The sequence below is a fragment of the Streptomyces sp. NPDC014861 genome (genome assembly GCF_043081625.1).
GTDB lineage: Bacteria > Actinomycetota > Actinomycetes > Streptomycetales > Streptomycetaceae > Streptomyces.
The window spans coordinates 564,901-582,641 of record NZ_JBIBWV010000001.1 but is presented as its reverse complement, the minus strand read 5'-3'; the positions used below and the strand labels follow the sequence as shown (position 1 = coordinate 582,641).

Genomic DNA, 17,741 nt, shown 5'->3' with positions numbered 1-17,741 from the left:
CAAGGGGAGTCATGGATCGGAACGTTCAAGGGTTGTCAACTCCGGTCCCCGCACAGTTCGTTCACCGAGCCGACCCCGCCGACATTCTTCCCACCGGTTGGAGCCGAACCGCGGAGAACCGATTCTCCGTGACGGCCCGCTGGCCTGCCGCACACCCCTTCTTCGTACCGCAGACGGGCGAACTGCACGACCCCCTGCTCGTCGCCGAGACCATGAGACAGGCAACCATGCTGGTCTGCCATGCGGAATTCGGGGTACCCGAGGACGATCAGTTCGTCATGTGGGACCTTTCCTACGACGCCGTGGCCGAGGAACTGACCCGTGACGAGCGTCCGGCCGAGATATCCGTCGACCTCCTCTGCTCGGACATACGGACCCGGGGACGCGGCCTGCGCGAGATGCGCACCTCGCTCGTCCTCAGCCGCGACGGCCACCGGCTCGCCACCGGCGGCGGCGGCATCAACTGCACCTCCGCCCCCGCGTACCGCCGGATGCGGGGCGCCCGCATCGCCGGGATCGGCAACCCGGTGCCCCTCCTGCCCGCCCTGCCGCCGCACCTCGTCGGCCGCGAGCGCGAGAAGGACGTCGTGCTCGCCCCCGGCGACGCGCCGGGACGCTGGCGGCTCCGGGTGGACACCACCCACCCCACCCTCTTCCGGCGCGCCAACGACCACGTCCCCGGGATGCTGCTCCTCGAAGCCGCCCGCCAGGCCGCGGTGGCCGCGGCGGGCGACGACGCGCTGCTGCCCGTCAGCCTCGACGCCCGCTTCCACCGCTACGTGGAGCTGGACGAACCCTGCTGGATCGAGGCCGAGGTCCTGACCGGCTTCGACCGGGACGCCTCCACCGTGCAGATCCTCGCCCACCAGGGCGGTGAAGCGGTCCTCGACTGCACCCTCACCTCGCCGCGGCGCGTCAGGGCAGGGGTCGCCGCCGCCTACGCCCTCCGCGCCGGCTGACCTCGCGGCCCCGCCCGCCCCGCCGCGCCCCACCCGCACGAACCGGAAGAACCCATGGGAACCCGCATCCTCGTCACCGGCGCCACCGGCTTCATCGGCGGCCGGGTCGCCGCCGCGGCCGCCGCGCACCCGGACCTCGACCACGTCCGCCTGCTCGTCCGCCGCGCCGACACGCCCGACACGGTCCACCCCGGCGGCGCGTCCGCCGGGCCCGTCGTCGAGACCGTCCGCGGTGACCTCCGGGATCCCGACGCGCTGCGCCGGGCCTGCGACGGGGTCGACGCCGTGATCCACTGCGCCTCCGCGATCGGCGGCGCCGAGGACCTGCTCCAGGCCGTCAACGAACATGGCGCCCGCGACCTCGTCGACGCCGCCCGGCGCGCCGGCGCCACCAGGATCGTCTCCCTCAGCACCGCCTCCGTCCACGGCCGCGGCCCCTTCCGCGCCGCCGACCCCGACCGCCTCCCGCTCGCGCCCGGGTCGGCGACCAGCAGGACCCGGGCCGCCGGCGAGCGGTACGTCCTGGACGCCGGCGGCACCGTGCTGCGCCCCCACCTCGTCTACGGCACGGGCGACCGGATGGTCGTCCCCGGCGTGCTGACCCTGCTCGCCGCCCTGCCGGGACCGCTCACCGGCGACGGCTCGCTGCACTCGATGGTCGAGGTGGAGAGCCTGGCCGGCGCCCTGCTGGGCGCCGCGCTCTCCCCGTCGACCAGGCCGGGCGCGTACTGCGTCGCCCACCCCGACCCGGTCTCCGACGCCGAACTCCTCGCCGCCGTCGAGCCGCTGCTCCCGCCGTCGGTACGCGACTCCCGGGGCCCCGCCGTGGAGCTCGCCGAGGCCCGCGCGCTGCTCGCCGGGAACCCGGTCGCCGCCCACCACCTGGAGTTGTTCGGCGTCGACCACTGGTTCGCCGACGACCGGCCCTGGACCGACTTCGGCCGCGGCCCGGGCCCCGGTTTCACCGCGGCGTTCCCCCGCCATCTCCCCTGGTACCGGGAGCTGCTCGCCGTACGCGGCTGAGCCCCGACACCCCACCATCCCCACCCGCGGCACGAGGCAGGACGCACCACCATGGCAGGACTGGCAGGCAGGACGGCGATCGTCACCGGCGCGAGCCGCGGCATCGGACGGGGGATCGCCGAGCGGCTGGGCCGCGACGGCGCCCTCGTCGCCGTCCACTACGGTAGCGACGCCACCGCCGCCGCCGCGACCGTCGCCGCCGTCGAGCGGGAGGGCGGCCGGGCCTTCGCCTTCCGCGCGGAACTGGACCGCCCCGACGCCGTCGACCTCTTCTACGCCGCACTCGACCGGGGCCTCGCGGCCGCCGGCGCGGGGCCGGAGGTCGACATCCTGGTCAACAACGCGGGCGCCAGCGGCTCCGGCCGGCTCCACCAGCTCACCCCCGAGGTCTTCGACCGGCTCTTCGCGGTCAACGTGAAAGCCCCGCTCTTCCTCGTCCAGCGGGGACTCGACCGCTTCCGCGACGGCGGCCGGATCGTCAACATCTCCTCGCTGACCTCCCGGAACGCCTACCCGGAGTCCGTCACGTACGCCATGACCAAGGGCGCCGTCGACACCATGACCCTGGCCCTCGCCAAGGAGCTCGGGCCGCGCGGGATCACCGTGAACACCGTCGCTCCCGGCTTCGTCGCCACCGACATGAACGCCCGCCTCCGGACCACCCCCGAGGCGGCCGCCGCGCTCGCCGCGCACGCCGTCCTCGGCCGGATCGGCACCCCCGGGGACATCGCCGACGTCGTCGCCTTCCTCGTCTCCGACGACGCCCGCTGGATCACCGGCCAGTACCTGGAGGCCGGCGGAGGAGCGGGTCTGTGAGGCGGCGCCCCGCCCACCGGGCCTGATCGGGCGGACCCCTCCCGCGCGGGCGGTCGGTCGTCGCGCTACAGCCAGCCGTTGCGGCGGAAGCCCCGGTGGATGACGAAGCAGGCCACCGCGATCACGCCGAGGACCAGCGGATAGCCGTAGGTCCACCGCAACTCCGGCATGTGGTCGAAGTTCATGCCGTACATCCCGCACACCATGGTCGGCACCGCGACGATCGCCGCCCACGCGGTGATCTTCCGCATGTCCTCGTTCTGCGCGACCGTGACCTGTGCCAGATGCGCCTGGAGCACCGAGTCCAGCAGGGCGTCGTACGAGGCGACCTGCTCGGTCACCCGGGCGAGGTGGTCGGTGACGTCCCGGAAGTACGTCCGGATCTCCGGGTCGACCAGCGGCATGGGCCGGGTGGCGAGCGCCGTGAGGGGACGGGCGAGCGGGGCGACCGCCCGGCGCAGTTCGAGCAGTTCCCGCTTGAGCTGGTAGATCCGGCCGGCGTCGCCGCGGCCCGCCTGCCCGGAGAAGACCGTGTTCTCGATCGAGTCGAGGTCGGTCTGCACCGCGTCCGCGACCGCCAGGTAGTCGTCCACCACGTGGTCCGCCATCGCGTGCAGCACGGCCGACGGGCCCTTGGCCAGCTGCTCGGGCAGCGCCTCCAGCGCCTCGCGCAGCGGTCCGAGGGAGCCGTGCCCGCCGTGCCGGATGGTGATCACGAAGTCGGGCCCGACGAAGGCCATCAGCTCGCCGGTGTCCACCACCTCGCTGGTCGCGGTCAGCTCCTCGTGCTCGACGTACCGGACCGTCTTCAGGACGGCGAACAGCACCCCGTCGTACTCCTCGACCTTGGGCCGCTGATGGGCGTGGACGGCGTCCTCGACGGCCAGCGGGTGCAGCCCGAAGAGCTCGGCCAGGACCGTCAGCTCCTTCTCCGCCGGCTCGTGCAGCCCGATCCACACGAAGCCGTCCCCGCTCCGGCGCACGTGCCGCAGGGCGTCCTCGGCGCTCGTGCCCCGGACCGTCCGCCGCACCCCGTCGCCGTACACGACGCAGTTCACGACCGCGCTGCCGAGCGGTGAGCGGGCCGGGTGGCTCAGGTCCACCCTCCGCCGGTAGGTCCGGCGGACGGCGGTGCGCAGGCGCTGCATGACGGACACGGTGGTACTCCTTCGGCAGACCGGGAGCCAGTGTGCCACCCGCCCCGGGCCGGAGGTCAGTCCCCGGGGCGGGGGTCAGCGGGCCGCCGGGGGCGCGCCGAGGACCCGGTCCAGGTACGGGTTGGAGAGGACGCCGGAGGGGTCGAGGCGGTCCCGGAGGGCCACGAAGTCGTCGAAGCGCTCGTAGCGGGGGCGCAGCTCGGCCGCGCCGAGGTCGTGCATCTTGCCCCAGTGCGGACGGCCGCCGTAGGAGCCGAGGATCCTCTGGCAGGCGTCGAAGTACCGGCGGTACGGCATCCGGTGGTACTGGTGGAAGGCGATGTAGCAGCTCTCCCGGCCCTGCGCGGTGGAGAGCCAGATGTCGTCGGCGGCCGTGAAGCGGACCTCCAGCGGGAAGGACACCGGCTCGCCCTGGGCGTCGATCCAGGCCCGCAGCTCCCGCAGCGCCTCGGCCGCGTGCGCGCGGGGGATCGCGAACTCGCCCTCGTGGAAACGGACATCGCGCACCGAGGCGAAGATCCGGTACGCGTGGTCGGTCCAGGTCCTGGACGACATGGCGCGCGCGGCGAAGCGGGTGATCGGCGGCACCAGGCGCGGTACGCGGGTGCCGAGCCGGTTCAGGGCCTCGAAGCCCGGTCCGCTGACGGCCTCGTCGAGCCGCCGGGAGAGGGCGCCGATGGGGGAGAGGGGCGCGTCACCGGGCAGCCGGCGGAAGCGGCGGGTGAGGGTGGTCTCGCTGTGCGGGAACCAGAAGAACTCGAAGTGATCGTTCTCCGCGACGAGTTCGTCGATGCGGGCGAGGGTCTCGGCGACGGGCGCCGAGGTGTCCCGGGCGTGCAGGGCGTAGAGCGGGACGGTCTGGAGGGTGACCTTGGTGATGACGCCGAGCGCCCCGAGACCGACCCGGGCCGCGGCGAACAGCTCGGGCCGCTCGGTCGGCGAACAGACCGTCACCGAGCCGTCGGCCAGGACGAGTTCGAGTGCCCGCACCTGTGTGGCGATGCCGCCGAAGCGGACGCCGGAGCCGTGGGTGCCGGTGGAGATCGCGCCGGAGATCGTCTGCCGGTCGATGTCGCCCATGTTCTCCAGGGCGAGGCCGTACGAGGCGAGCAGCGGGTTCAGCTTCCACAGCGGCATGCCGGCGCCGACGGTGACGAGCCCGGTCTCCGGGTCCACCGCGTCCACGGCGTCGAGCCGGTCGAGGCGGAGCTGGACGTCCGGGGCGACCGCGACGCCGCTGAAGGAGTGCCCGGAACCGACCGCCTTGACCCGCAGGCCGTCCCGAACCGCGTCCTTCACGGCCGCGGCGACGTCCTCGGTCCGCGCCGGGCGCAGCACCCGGCGGGGGCGGGCCTCCTCGTTGCCGGCCCAGTTGCGCCACACGCCGCCGTTCTCGCTGCCGCTCATGCCGGGCGTCCCTTCGGGCCGGTGTTCCTGTACGTCGGAGGGGGAGAGGGGCGGTTACCGCCGGTTCTCGCTGTCCGGAAGGGTGGACTTGGTCAACCGTCCAAGTCAAGGGTCCTGGAGTCTTGACTTGGACGGACGACCAAGAGACGGTGACGGCGTCGCCACCGGTCCCCGCGGGGTCCGCGTCCGCACCCGGCGCGGCCACCGGATCCGGGGCGGCCACGGTTCCGGCGGGGCCCTGAGTTCCGGCAGGGCCCACGGTTCCGGCGGGGCCCACGGTTCCGGCGGGTTCCGTGGCTCCACCGAGGTCCGCTCTCGGCACAGGTCCGCTCTGTGCGAAGGTCCGCTCCCCGCGCGGGTCCACGTCCCGTACAGGTCCCCCTCCCGGAGGCCGCGTCCCGGAGGGCCGCGTCCCGCAGAGGTCCACGAAAGGCCGCCCACCATGGCAAGCGCCCGCCCCGACGCCGCAGCCGTCGTGTCCACCGCGTCCGCCCCGCGCCCCGCGGGCTTCGCCGACCTGGAGAAGGCGACGGCCGGCCTCCAGCCGCCCTTCGCCGTCGTGGACCTCGGCGCGCTGCGCGCCAACGCCGCGCAGATGGCCCGCCGCGCCGGCGGCAAGCCGATCCGGCTCGCCAGCAAGTCGCTTCGCTGCCGCGCCCTCATCGACGACGTCCTGGCCCGCCCGGGCTTCGCCGGCGTCCTCGCCTTCACCCTCCCCGAGGCGCTCTGGCTCGCCTCCCACGACCCCCGCGCGGACGTCCTCGTCGGCTACCCGACCGCCGACACCGACGCGCTCCGCCGCCTCGCCGCCGACGAGGACGCGGCCGCCCGCGTCACCGTGATGATCGACTCCCTCGAACAGCTCGACCTGCTCCGTGCGGCCATCGGCGCCTCGGGCCCTCCGGTCCGCGTCTGCCTCGACCTCGACGCGTCCCTCCGCCTGCTCGGCGGCCGCGTCCACCTCGGCATGCGCCGCTCGCCCCTGCACGCCCCCGCCGAGGCGGCGGCGCTGGCCCGCGCCGTCGTCGCCCGCCCCCGGCTGCGGCTGGTCGGCGTGATGGCGTACGAGGGGCAGATCGCCGGCGTCGGCGACGACCAGCCGACCCAGGCACGCCCGATGCGCACCGCCGTCCGCGCGGTCCAGCGGCTCTCGGCCCGCGAGCTGCGCGCCCGCCGGGCCGCCGTGGTCGGCGCCGTCCGCGAGGTCGCCCCGCTGGAGTTCGTCAACGGCGGCGGCACCGGCAGTCTGGAGACCACCTCCGCCGAGCCCGCCGTCACCGAGCTCGGCGCGGGATCAGGGCTCTACGCCCCCGCCCTCTTCGACCACTACCGGGGCTTCAGCCCGCTGCCCGCCGCCTTCTTCGCGCTCGCGGTGGTCCGCCGCCCCGCTCCTGGCCATGTCACCGTCCTCGGCGGCGGCTGGACCGCGTCCGGGGCCCCCGGCCAGGACCGGCTGCCCGTGCCCGTCCATCCGGCGGGGCTGCGGATGCTCGGCTCCGAGGGGGCGGGCGAGGTCCAGACCCCGCTCGTGGGACCCGCCGCCGACACCCTCCGCTTCGGCGACCGCGTCTGGTTCCGGCACGCCAAGGCCGGAGAGCTCTGCGAGCGCGTCGACACCCTCCACCTCGTCGAGCACGACCGGGTGGTGGACGAGGTCCCCACCTACCGGGGCGAGGGCATGGCCTTCCTGTGACCGCCGACCGCCCTGCGATACGTTGCCCCGGCCCGCCGTCCGCCCGTCCGGCCCGCAGCCCGCCCCGACGGGTCCGCCACCCGCCCCGACCGGTCCCCGCACGCCGGACCGTTCCGCTCAGCCCGCTCAGCCCGCCCGACCGGTCCCGCCCGACGTACGGGTCCCGCCCGTCCCGTCCGCCCCGCACGTCCGTCCCGTCCGCCCGGTCCGGCCCCGCCCGCCGACCGGTCCCGCCCCCGAGGAGCCCGTCCCATGCCCCGACTCTCCGCCGGTGAGCGCCGCGAGCAGCTGGCCGAGGCGGCGATCCGGGTCATGATCCGCGACGGCGTCGCCGAGACCACCACCCGGGCCGTGGTCGCCGAGGCGGGGGTGCCGCTCGGCGCCTTCCACTACTGCTTCCGCTCCAAGGAGGAGCTGTTCCAGACCGTCATCGAGCGGATCATGGAGCGGAACCTCCCGCCGGCCGACCTCGCCCACCCCGAGGGCGCCACCCCCTTCGAGAAGGTCCGCGCGATCCTCCACGCGTACTGGGAGCAGGTCCGCGCCCGCCCGGACGAGCATCTGGTGACGTACGAGGTCACCCAGTACGCGCTCCGCCGGCCCGGCCTCGCTGACCTGGCCCGCCGCCAGTACCGGCACTACCTGGACGTGAACCGCGCCCACCTGGAGTCGATGGCCCGGGCGGCCGGCCTCGCCTGGACCGTGGACCTCGCGGTCCTCGCCCGCCACGGCCTCGGCGTCCTCGACGGCCTCACCCTCACCTGGCTGATCGACCGCGACGACGCGCAGGCCCTGGCCGCCCTGGACGAGTACGCCCGCTACCTCGCCTCGGTCGCCGAGCCCCTGCCCACCCCGTAGCCCACCGCGCCGTCGGCGCAGAGGTGGGCCTGTACGGACGTGCCAGGCCGAGGCCGAGGCCTGGTACGGCACCTGGCAGCACGATCCGTCCGGCCCGTTCGTCATGGTGCTCCGCCTCCACGGCCCCGACCCGGCCGTCCTCGACGGCCGCTGGAGCCTCCCGCCGCTCAGCGTCGGCACCGGGACGGACGGCTGAGGGGAAGGGGCGAGGGGGCAGGGGCCGGCGGCCCCCGGTGGAGGGGGCGGGGCAAGGGCCGACGGTCCCTGGTGGAGGGGGCCGGGCAAGGGCCGACGGCCCCCGGTGGAGGGGGCCGGGCAGGGTCAGCGGTTCTCGGCGGAGGGCCGGGTCTCCTTGACGGTGTAGGTGACCGCCGGCTCGCGAGGCGCGTCGCCCGCCTTCATCTCGCGTGCCTCCGCCTTGAGGATGCGGGCGGCCTTGCCGGCGTTGCGGGCCAGCTCCGGCAGCTTCCTCGCGCCGACCACCAGGGCGACGACGACCAGCAGGATCGCGATCTCGCTCATACCGAACACGGGGACTCTCCTGGCGGGGGACGGGACGGTGGTCCGACCCGCGTCAATCTACAGGGGCGTAGAAGGACCGGGTAGGGTCACCCCCCGAACGATGAACGACGTCCGGACGGTCCGGGCGAGCGGCCGGGAACGGCGAGGGGGACGACGGATGAAGAAGCGGGACGGCGGGGAGCCGGAGCCCACCGGGGCCGCCGCGCGCCGGCGCGGCCAGGGCGAGCTGGAGACCCAGGTCCTCGCGGCGGTGCGGGCCGCGGGCCGGCCGGTCACCGCCGGCGCGGTGCGGGAGGGGCTCGGCGGCGGGCTCGCGTACACCACCGTCATCACCATCCTCACCCGCCTCCACGCCAAGGGGGCCGTCGCCCGCGAACGTGCCGGCCGGTCCTTCGAGTGGACCGCCGTGGCCGACGAGGCCGGACTCGCCGCCCTCCGGATGCGCAGGCTGCTCGACGGCGAGGGCGACCGGGAGGCCGTCCTCACCCGCTTCGTCACCACCCTCCCTGCCTCCGACGAGCAACTCCTCCGGGAGCTGCTGGCCCGCGCCGAGGAAGGGGCGGAAGACGGGGAAGAGGGAGAGAACCGGGCGGGGGAGGGCTGACACCGTGGGCGTCCTCGTCTTCCTGCCGCTCGTCCTGCCGCTGACCGCGTGGCCCGTCGCCCGGCTCGCCGAGCACCACCTGCACCCGCGCACCGCGACCCGGCTGCTCACCGCCGTCGCCGCCCTGCTCGCCGTGTGCAGCACCCTCTGCCTCGCTCTCCTCATGGTCGTCGGCACCGCCCAGCTGCCCGGCAACCCGCTCCCGGACGGCTGGTCGGACCCGGAGGTGCGGGCCGCCGTGCCGTACGACGAGTTCGCGGGCCGGGCGGCGATCCCCGCGCTCCTCGCGGTGGTCGGGGTCTGCGGCCGGGTGCTGCTGCGCCACCGGAGCGTCCGCAGGCGGGCCGCCCGCGCGCTCGCCGGGCTGCCGGACCGCCCGGTCGCGGTGCTGCCGGACCCGGTCCCGTACGCGTACGCCCTCCCGGTCCCGGCCGGGCGCGACCGGGGGAAGGTCGTGGTCAGCCGGGGCATGCTCGCCCGGCTGGGCTCCGCGGAACGGCGGGCGCTCTTCGCCCACGAGCGGGCGCATCTGACGGGCCGGCACGACCGGCTGCTGCTCGCCGCCCGGCTGGCCGCCGCCGCCAATCCGTTCCTGCGGCCGCTGCGTACGGCCGTCACGTACTCGGCCGAGCGGTGGGCGGACGAGGAGGCGGCGGTACGGGTCGGCAGCCGGCGCGTGGTCGCGCGGGCCATCGGACGGGCGGCGCTGGCCTCCGGCGGCGCGGGCCCCGCGACCCTGCCGGCCTTCGCCGTCGCCGGTCCGGTGCCGCGTCGGGTGGCCGCCCTCCTCGCACCGCCGCCCCCGGCGCCGCGCGCCTGGCCGCCGGTCTTCACCGCCGTCGGTCTGGCCCTGTGGGGCGCCGTGATGGGCGCCGCCGCCTCGGCCCTCGCCTCGGCGAACTCGGCGGTGACGCTCTTCGCGGTACTCAGGGCGGCGACGCCGCTCTAGGCGAGGGCGGCCCCCCTGGGGGTCGGACCCGAAGCGTCTCGGGGGTCGGATCCGGCCGGGCCCGGGGGACGGATCCGTGTCTCGAAGGCCGGGTCCCGGGTGCCTCGGGGTCGGACCCGGAGTGCCTCGGGTCCGGATCCGGCCGGGCCCGGCGGGCGGGTTCGCCCCCCGCCTGTCGGATCCGGGGCGTCTCAGACGTCGAACTCGTGCGGGGGCAGGCCCAGGGCGAAGCACGCCTCGCGGACGACGGCCCGCTCGGTCGCGTCGAAGTGCCCGTCGGCGCCGCCGATGACGATGCCGATCTGGACGACGGCGCGGGCCTCGGCCGGCTTCTTCTTCGCCTTCGCGATCTCCTGGAGGACGGCGACCTTCCCGAAGTCGAAGTCGGTGGCGAGCCGGTCGAGCTGGGTGTCGAAGCGCCGCTGGAGGTCGGCCGCGTCGAAGTTCCGCAGCACCTCGTTGGCGGCGATCAGCTGGGCCACGCGGCTCCGCTCGGCCGGGTCCACGGTGCCGTCCGCCGCCGCGACCAGCGCGCACATCGCCATGCTCGCGTCCCGGAAGGCGCCGCTGGTCAGTTCGTTCTTCCGTGCGGTCAGCTGGGTCTGCATGGTCGAGGCGGACTCCCTGATCCGGTCCCACAGCGCCATCGTCGGCTCACACTCCCTCGGCCGGACTACTCCGGTATCGAACTTCTACAGTGCTGTAGAAGTTACCAGCCCGAAAAGGGAAGGCGAGGGCCGGGGGAGCGCTGTTAGGGTCGGCCGCATGTGCTCCGTCATCCAGAACTTCCGGGCGATCCGGCTCCGTTCCGCGCGCTGACCGCGGTTCCGGCCCTTCACACACCGCGGCGCGCCCGTATCCACGCGCGCCCGCCTCACCACGCGCCCGCGCCCCTGCGCGCCGTCGCGTCCGCCGGTCCCGAGGTCCCCCGCGTCCACCGTTCGCCTCAGGATGACGAGGATCTCTCCCATGCGCTCAGACCAGCGCCAGCGCCCCACGTTCGTGTTCGTGCACGGCGGCTCCAGCAACGCCCGTGCCTGGACCCCGCTCCGCAACGAGCTGGCCCTGCGCGGCCACCGCTCGTACGCCGTCGACCTCCCCGGCCACGGCGACGCGGCCGGCGGCCCCGCCGCCTACCACCACCAGACCCAGGACCGCACGGCCCTGCTCCACGAGACCTCCCCGATGCACGGGGTCACCCTCGCCGACAACGCCGAGCACGTCGTGGGCGTCCTCCGGCGGCTCGCCGGGCACGGCCCGGTCGTCCTCGCCGGCAACAGCCTCGGCGGCCTCACCCTCACCGCCGTCGTCAACGCCGCCCCGGACCTCGTCCACCGGGTCGTCTACCTCTCCGCGCTCTGCCTCGCCGACCCCGCCCAGCTCACCGAGCCGTGGGACGTCGTCGACGACGGCCTGCTCGAAGCCGCGGTGGCCAGGATCGCCGTCCCCTACGAGGCGCCCGGCGACCCCGGCGTCGTCCGGCTCGACTGGCGGCGCGCCCACACCGACCCGGAGGCGTTCGCCGTGCTGAAGGAGGCCGTCATGGCCGACGCCTCCGACGCCCTCTTCCGCCACTTCCTCGACTCGCTCGACGCGGACGAGAACCACGGCGTCATGGAACCGGCCGCGCTCGTCCGCCCCGAGGCGTGGCGCCGGGTGCCCCACACCTACGTCCGCCTCGCCGCCGACCGCAGCCTGACCCCGGCGGTCCAGGACTTCATGATCCGCAAGGCGGACGAACTCACCCCCGACCACCCCTTCGACGTCCACACCCTGCCCACCTCGCACGTCGGGTACGTGAGCCGGCCCGCACTCTTCGCCGACCTCCTCACCCGACTGACCTGACCCGACCCGACCCGACCCGCCCAGATCAGACCCGCCCCACCCCGCCCCGACCAGATCAGACCTGACCCGATCCGACCCGATCCGGCCTCTTCGCTCGTGGACCGGTCCGGGGCGACCCGCGCCGAGGCCGAGCGATCGGACGCGGGCCGGCCCGGCGGGGCCTGATCCGGGGCCTGGTCCGGGGCCTGGTCCGGGGCCTGGTCCGGTCGGGCGCCCGGTGGCCGCCGTACTCCCACGGCGGTCGCCGGGGCGCCCGGCCGCGTCACCCGATGGTGTGCACTCTCCCCATGCGCCGGGGGCGTACGCCTCGGCAGTGGTCCGGAGGGTGCGCGCCCGCTCCCTACACTCCGCGCTCATGTCGCTCTGGCTGCTCAACCACTTCAGCTCTCTCACCCTCGCCGTCGTCCTCGTCGGCGGCACCGTCGCGCTCGCCGTCGCCGGCAGCGTGCTGCTCCGCCGCCGCCACCCGTCGCTCGCCGAGGGGGAGCACAACGACATGGTCGGTGTGACCCTGGGGATGTTCGGCGCGATCTACGGAATCATCCTCGCCTTCGTCATCGTCACCCTCTGGACCCAGCTGGAGAGCACCCAGACCATCGTCGCCGCCGAGGCCACCGACGTGGCCCTCATCGCCCGTGACGCCGCCGCGTTCCCGCCCGCCGTCCGCGCCGACCTCGACGCCGCCCTGAGCGACTACGTCCACGCCGTCGTCGAACAGCAGTGGCCGCTGATGCGCGAGGGCCGCCCGCAGTACGGAGCCACCGAGAACAGCCTCGTCGAGGCCTTCGACGTGCTCCAGGCGTACGACCCGAAGTCCCCGCGCGAGGAGGTCTTCTACGAGGAGGCCGTCGCCCACCTCAACGACGTGGCCGCGCAGCGCCGCGCCCGGGTCACCATGGCCGAACAGGAACTCCCGCCGCTCCTCCAGGTCCTGGCCTTCGGCGGCGCGCTCGTCCTCCTCCCGCTGACCTTTCTGTACGGGATGCGGAGGCTGCGGATCCAGGTGCTCTTCGTCGCCTCGGTCGCCGGACTCATCGGCTTCAGCCTGCTGCTCGTCCTCGTCCTCGACCGCCCCTTCGCCGGCGAGCTGAGCGTGAGCCCCGCCCCGTACAAGGAGGGCGCGCTGGCCCGCTACTGGGCTCCGTGAACCACCCGTCCGGGTGCCGTCGGGTGGCCGGAGTCACGCCCGTGCCGTCCCATGGCGGAGAACGTCCGCGGCGGGGAGACCGCCCGGCCGGGGCGAGGCGGGGCGGGAGGGCGCGATGGCGTGGAAGAACCGGCTGCGGGAGCTCCGCGCCGGTGCCGAGCGACGCTTCCCGGTCCTGACCGAGGTGACCGAACGGCTCGTCGGCGGCAGTCTCCTCGACGCGGGCACCCGGCTCGCGGCCCAGGCGTTCCTCGCCGCCGTCCCGCTGCTCTTCGCCCTCGCCGCCTTCGCCCCCACCCCCGTACGCGACCAGCTCCGCGAGTCCCTGCGGGCCATGTTCGGCCTCACCGGCCCCGCCGACCAGGAGCTCCAGCAGGTCTTCGACCAGGCCACCCCCGACGGGGTCCGGGAGACCACCGGCGCCGTGGGCGCCCTCGTCGCGCTCGTCTCCGCCACCAGCTTCAGCCGCGCCATGGCCCGCGTCTGCGAACGCGCTTGGGGCCTGCCCAAGGCGGGCACCCGGATCGCCGCCTGGCGGTGGGCGGTGTGGCTGCTCGCCCTCGTCGTCGTCGTGCTCCTCCAGGCGCCGATCCGGGACGGCTTCGGCGCCGGCGCCTGGCTCGGCGTCCCCCTGTTCTTCCTCGTCGCCACCGGCGTCTGGCTGTGGACCCAGCACCTCCTCCTCGCCAACCGCGTCCCCTGGCTGCCGCTGCTCCCCGGCGCCCTGCTCGGTGCCACCACCTCCACCGCGCTCGGGATCACCGCCCGCTTCTACATGCCCGCCGCGCTCAACCGGGCCCTCGCCGAGTACGGGGCCCTCGGCCTGGTCCTCACCCTGCTGTCCTGGCTCATCGTGGTCTGCGCCGCGCTGACCTTCGCCTTCACCATCGGGGCCGTCCTCGCCCACGAGCCCACCCTCAGCCGCCTTCTCGGCACCGACCGGATCCGCCCGGCGGGCCCCCGGGCCGACGGTGAGGCCGACCGCACCTGACGGGGCTTCGGGGCTCTGGGGCTTCGCTTCGGGGGCCGACGGTCGCACCTGGCGGGATCTCGTACGGGGAGCCCGACGGTCGCACCTGGCGGGATCTCGTACGGGGAGCCCGACGGTCGCACCTGACGGGGCCTCGCATCGGGGAGCCCGACGGCCACACCTGACGGGGCCTCGCACGGAGGGGCCGGCCGCACCTGACGGGGCCTCGTACGGAGGATGCCGACCGCACCTGACGGGTGAGCCCGCGACCTGACCGGCCCAACCAGGGGCTTCACGAGTGGTGGACCGCCCGAGCCGCTCCGAGACTCCCGGCATGACCAACCACACGAACCGTGCCCGTGCGCACCGCCGAGGGCGCGCCGGGACGACGGGCCTCGCCTGTGCCGTGGCGCTCGCCACCGTGCCCGTGCTGATGCTCGGACCGGGCGCCGCCCCCGCGGCCGCCGCCCCCCTCCCCGGCGGCCTCGGCCCCTGCGTCTCCGCGGCGCCGCCGGGGGATCCCACGACCTGCCCGTCCCCCTTCCCGCCGATCGACAACGACCCGATCAAGGGCCGGGACAACGCGATCAACATCTACGTCGGCGAGGACTACCTCGTCCGCGGCCGGGCCGCCGAGGCGGAGGGCAGGATCGTCGTCCTCGACGCCTTCGACATGAACAAGCCCGCGGGCGGTGTCTACAACATCGGAGAGGTCGGCGTCGGCTCCAAGGTGCCGCCGGCCGTGGGCGCGGACTGGCTGACCACGGGCGGCGACATCACCGTCGCCACCGGCCAGCGGCTGCTGGCCGAGGACGGGGTCGTCCGCCACGCGGGCACCGTCACCGGCGACGTCGAGGCCACCCTCGTCCAGGACGACGACGCCGCCGCCCCGTACACCGCGCTCCGCGACCAGCTGACCGCCGCGAGCCAGTGCTACGCGCGCGTGGACGGCGCCCCGCGCACGCCCACCGGCACCGCCGTCAACGAGGGCGGGCAGACCCTCTTCACCGGCGACGGCACCTCCCCGCTCCAGATCTTCAACGTCGACTTCGACATGGAGGGCCCGAACGACGGGCAGCAGGGCATCGTCTTCGCGAACATCCCGGCCGGCGCGACGATCCTCGTCAACGTCACCGGCGACAGCCGCACCCTGCGCACCTACAGCGGCGGCATCGCCGACACCGACGACCCGCTCAACGCCTACCGCGAGCGGCTGCTGTGGAACTTCCCCGACGCGACCACGGTCGACCTCGCCGGCACCGGCCAGTTCCAGGGCAGCTTCCTCATCGGCAACCAGGCGTCCACCACGACCGTCAGCCTGCCCGGCATCAACGGCCGCTTCTTCACCACCGGCTCCCTCACCCACACCAGCCTCGGTGAGAGCGGTGGCCAGGAGTTCCACGCCTACCCCTTCACCGGGGACCTCCCGAACTGCGACACCCCCCAGGACGTCACCGGTGACGTGACGGTCGTCAAGACGGACGCCGAGACCGGCGACCCGCTGGCGGGCGCGACCTTCCGCCTGTGGGAGGAGACGAACGGCGTCGACGGCCTCCAGACCGACGGGGCCGACCCGGACACCGCGGTCGGCACGCCGTGCGTGACCGGCGCCGACGGCGAGTGCACGCGGACGGTGGAGACGGGGACGTACTACTGGCAGGAGACCGACGCGCCGGACGGGTACGACCTGCCGGCGAACCCGGTCTTCGGGCCGCTGGTGCTGACCGAGGAGAACGCGTCGGCGGGTGTGAGCGTCGAGGCGGACAACACGGCCACGCCCGTGCCGCCGGTCACCGGTGAGGTGCGGGTGGTGAAGACCGACGCGGAGAGCGGAGCGCCGCTGGCGGGCGCGACCTTCCGCCTGTGGGAGGAGACGAACGGCGTCGACGGTCTCCAGACCGGTGGCGCCGACCCGGACACGGCGGTCGGCACGCCGTGCGTGACCGGCGCGGAGGGCGTCTGCGAGCGGACGGTGGAGACCGGCACGTACTACTGGCAGGAGACCCAGGCGCCGGACGGGTACGACCTGCCGGCGAACCCGGTCTTCGGGCCGCTCGTCCTGACCGAGGAGAACGCGCAGGCGGGCGTCACCGCCGAGGCGGACAACTCCCGCACGCCGATCCCGCCCGGGACCGGGTCGGTGCGTCTGATCAAGACCGACGCCGGAAGCGGGATGCCGCTGGGCGGCGCCACCTTCGAGCTGTGGGAGGAGACGAACGGGGTCGCCGGGCTGCAGACCGCGGGCGCCGAGCCCGACACGCGGGTCGGTACGCCCTGCACCACCAGCTTCGCCGGCCTCTGCGGCTTCGGCGAGCTCGACCACGGCACGTACTACCTGCGGGAGACGGCCGCACCCGACGGATACGAGCTGCCGGCCGACCCGGTCAGCGGGCCGTACGTGGTGAGCGCCGAGCAGGAGGCCGTCTTCGTCATGCTGGACAACGAGCGGGGCGACGGCCCCGGCCCGGGCCCGGACCCCTGTGAGCCGAAGGGCTACGGCGACGAGGGCTACGGCGACGAGGGTTACGGCGACGAGTGCCCCGACGCCGCGCGGAGGCACGCCACCGTCTGAGAGCGGTGACCCGAGGGGCGGACGGCGCGAGGAGCGCCGTCCGCCCCTCGGTCCGTCAGGCCCCGCCCGGCCGCCCCGGCACGCGGGCGGTGCTGTCACCGGGGACGAGCGCGGGCAGCAGCAGCCGGGGGCGCGGGACGGGCCGCGCGGCGGAGGCGGCGGCGCCGAGGGCGAGGTCGACGGCCTGCCGGGCCATCTCGCGCTTGGGGAGGACCACGCTGGTGAGCGCCGTGCCGGAGAGCAGGCCGGCCGGGGTGTCGTCGTGCGCGACCACGGAGAGGTCGTCCGGGACGGTACGGCCCAGGGCGCGGGCGGCCTCCACGGCCGCGACCGCGAGGACGTCGTGGGTGGCGAAGAGCGCCGTCGCCCCCGGGTGGGCCCGCAGCGCGTCGAGCGCCGCCACCAGGCCTCCCCGGAAGGTGGGTTCGGCGGCCGTCCGCACGGCGTCGTCCGGCAGCGGGATGCCGTCCTCGCGGAAGGCCCGGCGGAAGCCGGCCGTGCGGACGGTGTGCGCGGGGCTGGCGAGGACGAGGGCCCGCTCGTGCCCGAGCGCCCGCAGGTGCCGGCCCGCGAGGTGCCCGCCGTGCTCGTAGTCGACCGTCACCACCGGGAAGCCGTCCGGCAGCGCGGCCTCCCAGGCGCACAGCACCACCGGGAAGCGGGCGTCCGCGAGGAGCGGCAGATGGCCGGTGAGCCCCTGGTCGCCCGCGATCAGGAGGGCGTCCACGGAGCGGCTGGCCAGCGCGGCGAGATGGCGGCGGGCCCGCTCCCCGTCGAGCCGCGTGGTGCAGAGCAGCAGCCGGTGGCCTCGCTCCTCCAGGGCGTCCTCGACCTCCTCGACCACGTCCGCGTAGAACGGCGCGGAGACCGTCGGCACGAAGAGCCCCACGGTGCGGCTGCTGCCGGTGGCCAGCGAACGGGCCACCAGATTGGGGACGTAACCGAGTTCGGCGATGGCGGCGCGGACGCGCGCCTCGGTGGCCGGGCGCACGGCGACCCGTCCGGTGACCACGTTCGAGACGGTCTGCTTGGTGACGCCGGCCCGCTCCGCCACGTCCTGCATGGTGACCATGACGCCGCCCCCGTCGTCCCCGCCCGCCGATCACGCCCGCCCCGCAACGTAACCGGGCCCCCACCTGCGGTCAAGGCGCCGACGGCGGCCCGCCGACGCGGTCCTGTCGCCCAACTCCCTTGCGGGGAAAGGGAACCGGCGGAGCCG

16 protein-coding genes are annotated in these 17,741 nt (G+C 75.1%); 11 read left to right on the top strand and 5 right to left on the bottom strand.

What is annotated here, in order from left to right; translation table 11 throughout:
* Positions 1-11: 11 nt before the first annotated feature.
* The 3 genes from ACF1BN_RS02510 to ACF1BN_RS02500 are packed head-to-tail and all read left to right on the top strand — an operon-like array spanning position 12 to position 2,798.
* Positions 12-959, top strand: coding sequence for a ScbA/BarX family gamma-butyrolactone biosynthesis protein (locus ACF1BN_RS02510; RefSeq protein ID WP_392329725.1), 948 nt, complete (start codon positions 12-14; stop codon positions 957-959).
* Between the two features lie 54 nt (positions 960-1,013).
* Positions 1,014-1,982 carry an NAD-dependent epimerase/dehydratase family protein gene (locus ACF1BN_RS02505; protein WP_392329724.1) on the top strand — a complete coding sequence of 323 codons (969 nt, stop codon included), beginning with the start codon at positions 1,014-1,016 and terminating at the stop codon, positions 1,980-1,982.
* A gap of 51 nt (positions 1,983-2,033) precedes the next feature.
* Entirely contained in the window at positions 2,034-2,798 is a 765-nt protein-coding gene (locus tag ACF1BN_RS02500) for an SDR family NAD(P)-dependent oxidoreductase (RefSeq protein ID WP_392329723.1), read from the top strand.
* Between the two features lie 65 nt (positions 2,799-2,863).
* Here ACF1BN_RS02500 and corA read toward each other — a convergent pair whose 3' ends face one another.
* Positions 2,864-3,946 carry a magnesium/cobalt transporter CorA gene (gene corA, locus ACF1BN_RS02495; RefSeq protein ID WP_392329979.1) on the bottom strand — a complete coding sequence of 361 codons (1,083 nt, stop codon included), beginning with the start codon at positions 3,944-3,946 and terminating at the stop codon, positions 2,864-2,866.
* Between the two features lie 84 nt (positions 3,947-4,030).
* Positions 4,031-5,362 carry a D-arabinono-1,4-lactone oxidase gene (locus ACF1BN_RS02490; RefSeq protein ID WP_392329722.1) on the bottom strand — a complete coding sequence of 444 codons (1,332 nt, stop codon included), beginning with the start codon at positions 5,360-5,362 and terminating at the stop codon, positions 4,031-4,033.
* A gap of 442 nt (positions 5,363-5,804) precedes the next feature.
* Between ACF1BN_RS02490 and ACF1BN_RS02485 the strand changes: the two genes are divergently transcribed.
* Positions 5,805-7,055, top strand: coding sequence for an amino acid deaminase/aldolase (locus ACF1BN_RS02485; RefSeq protein WP_392329721.1), 1,251 nt, complete (start codon positions 5,805-5,807; stop codon positions 7,053-7,055).
* Between the two features lie 252 nt (positions 7,056-7,307).
* Positions 7,308-7,913 (top strand): TetR/AcrR family transcriptional regulator, encoded by a 606-nt coding sequence (locus ACF1BN_RS02480; protein WP_392329720.1) that lies wholly within the window; start codon positions 7,308-7,310, stop codon positions 7,911-7,913.
* Positions 7,914-8,234: 321 nt separating this feature from the next.
* On the opposite strand, the gene ACF1BN_RS02475 is transcribed toward ACF1BN_RS02480, so the two are convergent.
* Positions 8,235-8,435, bottom strand: a complete 201-nt coding sequence (locus ACF1BN_RS02475; RefSeq protein ID WP_392329978.1) for a twin-arginine translocase TatA/TatE family subunit — start codon at positions 8,433-8,435, stop codon at positions 8,235-8,237.
* A gap of 157 nt (positions 8,436-8,592) precedes the next feature.
* Between ACF1BN_RS02475 and ACF1BN_RS02470 the strand changes: the two genes are divergently transcribed.
* Both ACF1BN_RS02470 and ACF1BN_RS02465 read left to right on the top strand, forming a co-directional pair.
* Entirely contained in the window at positions 8,593-9,039 is a 447-nt protein-coding gene (locus tag ACF1BN_RS02470; protein ID WP_392329719.1) for a BlaI/MecI/CopY family transcriptional regulator, read from the top strand.
* Between the two features lie 4 nt (positions 9,040-9,043).
* Entirely contained in the window at positions 9,044-9,988 is a 945-nt protein-coding gene (locus tag ACF1BN_RS02465) for a M56 family metallopeptidase (RefSeq protein ID WP_392329718.1), read from the top strand.
* 191 nt (positions 9,989-10,179) lie between these two features.
* Here ACF1BN_RS02465 and ACF1BN_RS02460 read toward each other — a convergent pair whose 3' ends face one another.
* Positions 10,180-10,635: a tellurite resistance TerB family protein gene (locus ACF1BN_RS02460; protein WP_392329717.1), complete on the bottom strand. Its 456-nt coding sequence runs from the start codon at positions 10,633-10,635 to the stop codon at positions 10,180-10,182.
* Between the two features lie 322 nt (positions 10,636-10,957).
* Between ACF1BN_RS02460 and ACF1BN_RS02455 the strand changes: the two genes are divergently transcribed.
* From ACF1BN_RS02455 to ACF1BN_RS02440, 4 genes are all read left to right on the top strand, one after another.
* Positions 10,958-11,833, top strand: coding sequence for an alpha/beta hydrolase (locus ACF1BN_RS02455; RefSeq protein ID WP_392329716.1), 876 nt, complete (start codon positions 10,958-10,960; stop codon positions 11,831-11,833).
* A gap of 355 nt (positions 11,834-12,188) precedes the next feature.
* A complete protein-coding gene (locus ACF1BN_RS02450; protein WP_392329715.1) occupies positions 12,189-12,980 on the top strand; it encodes a DUF4239 domain-containing protein in 792 nt (263 codons plus the stop codon).
* A gap of 115 nt (positions 12,981-13,095) precedes the next feature.
* Positions 13,096-13,971, top strand: a complete 876-nt coding sequence (locus ACF1BN_RS02445; RefSeq protein ID WP_392329714.1) for a YhjD/YihY/BrkB family envelope integrity protein — start codon at positions 13,096-13,098, stop codon at positions 13,969-13,971.
* Between the two features lie 313 nt (positions 13,972-14,284).
* On the top strand, positions 14,285-16,522 hold the full coding sequence (locus ACF1BN_RS02440; RefSeq protein ID WP_392329713.1) for a choice-of-anchor A family protein: 2,238 nt from the start codon (positions 14,285-14,287) through the stop codon (positions 16,520-16,522).
* 55 nt (positions 16,523-16,577) lie between these two features.
* Here ACF1BN_RS02440 and ACF1BN_RS02435 read toward each other — a convergent pair whose 3' ends face one another.
* The gene (locus ACF1BN_RS02435) at positions 16,578-17,594 is read right to left on the bottom strand and encodes a LacI family DNA-binding transcriptional regulator (RefSeq protein WP_392329712.1); all 1,017 of its coding nucleotides are present in this window, start codon (positions 17,592-17,594) and stop codon (positions 16,578-16,580) included.
* Positions 17,595-17,741 lie beyond the last annotated feature (147 nt).

Excerpts from the sequence above, each read along its gene's own strand:
- ACF1BN_RS02445 (WP_392329714.1), top strand. The coding sequence starts at position 13,096 with ATGGCGTGGAAGAACCGGCTGCGGGAGCTCCGCGCCGGTGCCGAGCGA.
- ACF1BN_RS02480 (WP_392329720.1), top strand. The coding sequence starts at position 7,308 with ATGCCCCGACTCTCCGCCGGTGAGCGCCGCGAGCAGCTGGCCGAGGCG.
- corA (WP_392329979.1), bottom strand. The coding sequence starts at position 3,946 with ATGCAGCGCCTGCGCACCGCCGTCCGCCGGACCTACCGGCGGAGGGTG.
- ACF1BN_RS02470 (WP_392329719.1), top strand. The coding sequence starts at position 8,593 with ATGAAGAAGCGGGACGGCGGGGAGCCGGAGCCCACCGGGGCCGCCGCG.
- ACF1BN_RS02450 (WP_392329715.1), top strand. The coding sequence starts at position 12,189 with ATGTCGCTCTGGCTGCTCAACCACTTCAGCTCTCTCACCCTCGCCGTC.
- ACF1BN_RS02485 (WP_392329721.1), top strand. The coding sequence starts at position 5,805 with ATGGCAAGCGCCCGCCCCGACGCCGCAGCCGTCGTGTCCACCGCGTCC.
- ACF1BN_RS02500 (WP_392329723.1), top strand. The coding sequence starts at position 2,034 with ATGGCAGGACTGGCAGGCAGGACGGCGATCGTCACCGGCGCGAGCCGC.
- ACF1BN_RS02510 (WP_392329725.1), top strand. The coding sequence starts at position 12 with ATGGATCGGAACGTTCAAGGGTTGTCAACTCCGGTCCCCGCACAGTTC.
- ACF1BN_RS02505 (WP_392329724.1), top strand. The coding sequence starts at position 1,014 with ATGGGAACCCGCATCCTCGTCACCGGCGCCACCGGCTTCATCGGCGGC.
- ACF1BN_RS02475 (WP_392329978.1), bottom strand. The coding sequence starts at position 8,435 with ATGAGCGAGATCGCGATCCTGCTGGTCGTCGTCGCCCTGGTGGTCGGC.
- ACF1BN_RS02490 (WP_392329722.1), bottom strand. The coding sequence starts at position 5,362 with ATGAGCGGCAGCGAGAACGGCGGCGTGTGGCGCAACTGGGCCGGCAAC.
- ACF1BN_RS02460 (WP_392329717.1), bottom strand. The coding sequence starts at position 10,635 with ATGGCGCTGTGGGACCGGATCAGGGAGTCCGCCTCGACCATGCAGACC.
- ACF1BN_RS02455 (WP_392329716.1), top strand. The coding sequence starts at position 10,958 with ATGCGCTCAGACCAGCGCCAGCGCCCCACGTTCGTGTTCGTGCACGGC.
- ACF1BN_RS02435 (WP_392329712.1), bottom strand. The coding sequence starts at position 17,594 with ATGGTCACCATGCAGGACGTGGCGGAGCGGGCCGGCGTCACCAAGCAG.
- ACF1BN_RS02440 (WP_392329713.1), top strand. The coding sequence starts at position 14,285 with ATGACCAACCACACGAACCGTGCCCGTGCGCACCGCCGAGGGCGCGCC.